Source organism: Streptomyces sp. HPF1205, assembly GCF_020400825.1.
Taxonomy (GTDB): domain Bacteria; phylum Actinomycetota; class Actinomycetes; order Streptomycetales; family Streptomycetaceae; genus Actinacidiphila.
Window position 1 is genome coordinate 1 of sequence record NZ_JAINVH010000101.1, and the last position, 1,645, is coordinate 1,645.

At 71.9% G+C, this 1,645-nt stretch carries 2 protein-coding genes; both read left to right on the forward strand.

What is annotated here, in order from left to right:
• Nucleotides 1-213 precede the first annotated feature (213 nt).
• Complete coding sequence (locus tag K7G61_RS35800) at nucleotides 214-543, forward strand: TcmI family type II polyketide cyclase (protein WP_225851329.1); 330 nt, start codon at nucleotides 214-216, stop codon at nucleotides 541-543.
• On the forward strand, nucleotides 540-1,645 hold a 1,106-nt coding region (locus K7G61_RS35805), incomplete at its 3' end, for a beta-ketoacyl synthase (RefSeq protein ID WP_225851330.1). The genes K7G61_RS35800 and K7G61_RS35805, both read left to right, overlap by 4 nt.

Sequence of the window (1,645 nt, forward strand, 5' to 3'; positions counted from 1 at the left end):
CGGCGTGCCGCCCCGCGCCGCCGCCCGCCGTCCTCCGCCCGGCCCCCGCCCCCTGCCGGCCCGCCTCCCGCAGGTCCGCTTCCCGCGGGCCCGCCTTCGGCCCGCCCGCCTTCCGCCCGGCCCCCTCCTCCTTCCTCGTTCTCCCGTCCGTCGTTCCGCCGGGGTCCCCGGCAGGCCGTTTTCCCAGACAGTTACCGATAAGGAGCGTTCCTGATGCACAGCACCTTGATCGTGGCCCGGCTGAACCCCGGTTCCGACGCAGACGTGGCCAAGCTGTTCACCGAGTTCGACGCGACCGACATGCCGCACCGGATGGGCACCCGCCGCCGGCAGCTCTTCCACTACCGCGGCCTGTACTTCCACCTCCAGGACTTCGACGAGGACAACGGCGGCCGGCTGATCGAGCAGGCCAAGGACGACGAGAGGTTCATCCGGATCAGCGAGGACCTCAAGCCGTTCATCCAGGCCTACGACCCCGCCACCTGGCGCTCGCCCGCCGACGCCATGGCGACCCGGTTCTACACCTGGGAGGCGTCCTCATGACCGGCCGCCGGGTCGTCATCACCGGTATGGAAGTGCTCGCCCCCGGCGGCGTCGGCACGTCCGCCTTCTGGGACCTGATCAGCAACGGCCGCACCGCGACGCGCGGCATCACCTTCTTCGACCCCAGCCCGTTCCGCTCCCGGGTCGCCGCCGAGATGGACTTCGACGCCGAGGCCCACGGACTGAGCCCGCAGGAGATCCGCCGGATGGACCGCGCCGCGCAGTTCGCGGTCGTCGCCGCCCGTGGCGCGGTCGCCGACTCCGGCATCGACCTGGGCGCCGAGGACCCGTACCGGGTCGGCGTGACCGTCGGCAGCGCGGTGGGCGCCACCATGGGCCTGGACCAGGAGTACCGGGTGGTCAGCGACAGCGGCCGGCTGCACCTGGTCGACTACGACTACGCGGTCCCGCACCTCTACAACTACCTGGTGCCCAGCTCCTTCACCGCGGAGGTCGCCTGGGCGGTCGGCGCCGAGGGGCCGAGCACCGTGGTGTCCACCGGCTGCACCTCCGGCATCGACTCCGTCGGATACGCCGCCGATCTGATCCGCGAGGGCAGCGTCGACCTGATGATCGCCGGCGCCACCGACGCCCCGATCTCCCCGATCACGGTCGCCTGCTTCGACGCGATCAAGGCCACCACCCCCCGCTACGACGACCCCGAGCACGCCTCCCGCCCCTTCGACGGCACCCGCAACGGCTTCGTCCTCGGCGAGGGCGCCGCGGTGTTCGTCCTGGAGGAGTACGAGCGGGCCCGCGCGCGCGGCGCCCACGTCTACGCCGAGATCGCCGGGTACGCGACCCGCTCGAACGCCTACCACATGACCGGGCTGCGCCCCGACGGCGCCGAGATGGCCGAGGCCATCAGGGTCGCCCTCGACCAGGCCCGGATGAACCCCGACGAGATCGACTACGTCAACGCGCACGGCTCGGGCACCAAGCAGAACGACCGCCACGAGACGGCGGCCGTCAAGCGGGTCCTGGGCGAGCACGCCTACCGCACCCCGATGAGCTCGATCAAGTCCATGGTCGGGCACTCGCTCGGCGCGATCGGCTCCATCGAGATCGCCGCCTCCGCGCTGGCCATCGAGAACAACCTGGT